The organism is Haloferax sp. AB510, assembly GCF_024136985.1.
Classification (GTDB): domain Archaea; phylum Halobacteriota; class Halobacteria; order Halobacteriales; family Haloferacaceae; genus Haloferax.
Genome location: NZ_JAMYJY010000217.1, coordinates 1 through 1002, shown reverse-complemented (window position 1 = coordinate 1002; position 1002 = coordinate 1). Strand labels below are relative to the sequence as shown.

1 protein-coding gene and 2 pseudogenes are annotated in these 1002 nt (G+C 72.0%); all 3 read left to right on the top strand.

Annotated features, from left to right (window positions below; translation table 11 throughout):
* Positions 1-185 (top strand): annotated as a pseudogene (locus NKF06_RS20650) (hypothetical protein); the annotation flags it as partial.
* On the top strand, positions 163-567 hold the full coding sequence (locus NKF06_RS20645; RefSeq protein WP_253246466.1) for a hypothetical protein: 405 nt from the start codon (positions 163-165) through the stop codon (positions 565-567). The pseudogene NKF06_RS20650 and the gene NKF06_RS20645, both read left to right, overlap by 23 nt.
* A pseudogene (locus NKF06_RS20640) lies at positions 564-1002 on the top strand (hypothetical protein); the annotation flags it as partial. The gene NKF06_RS20645 and the pseudogene NKF06_RS20640, both read left to right, overlap by 4 nt.

Sequence of the window (1002 nt, the reverse complement as noted above, 5' to 3'; positions counted from 1 at the left end):
CACGTCTTCACGTGGCCCATCGAGAACGCGTCGGGCGACACCGTTTGGATTCGCGGCCCGCCGCGTTCGCCGCCGCGGCCGAGACCGCACGCGACCGGAACGCCTCGTGGCACCCCGTCAGCGAACCGCTCGTCGTCCGCCACATCAGTTGGGAGGGAACGGATGTCACTATCGTCTCGGCGTAGGGCACAAACCTCGCCCGTCGCCGCGCTCACCGCGTTATTCGTCGTCTGCGCGGCGATTTCGGGCTACGCGACGGTCCTCGACGACTCGCTGCCGACCACCGACCGCGACCTCGCACCCGCGACGCTGTCGAACGTCGAATCCACCCTCGCCGACGACTCGGGCGTCGTCGCCGTCTCGCGGCTCTCGGACGCGCTCGACGCCTGTCCCGACGGGTTTTCCTGCCGCATCGTCGTCGCGGTCGACGGCGACCGCCGAGCCGTCGGCCCTGACTCGCCAACCGACGCCGACGCCGACGCCGACGCCGATTCGACCCGCGTCAGCGTCCGCGTCGAACCCGGTCGCGTCGGCTTCGGAACGCTCCGGGTCGAGGTGTGGCGATGACCGACCTCGTTTTCGACGTGACCGTCTGCCTGCTGCTCGTGAGCGCGAGCATTGGCCTCGTCGTCACCGCGGACGCCGGCGCGAGTACAAGCGCCGACCACGCCGCTATCGACGCCGACGGAGTCGCCTCGTCGCTGGCGACGAGCACCGCCACAGTCAACTACTCGCTCGCCCCCGGCGTCGAGGCCGCGGACCCGTCGCTCCTCGATGCGGGCGGCGTCGACGCCCGCGAACTCGACCGGACCGCCCACGGCAGTCTCGCCGGTCTCCTCGCCCGCGCGACGCTCGGTGCGACCACCATCGACGGCGTTCGCCTGACCCGCGCCCGCGACGACTTCCGGACGCGGACCGCCGCTCGCGTCGCCTCCGAACTCCCAACTCGCGGTATCTCCGTCGCCGTCGCGTGGAGGCCGTTCCCCGGTGCGCCGGTCCGCG

Excerpts from the sequence above, each read along its gene's own strand:
- NKF06_RS20645 (WP_253246466.1), top strand. The coding sequence starts at position 163 with ATGTCACTATCGTCTCGGCGTAGGGCACAAACCTCGCCCGTCGCCGCG.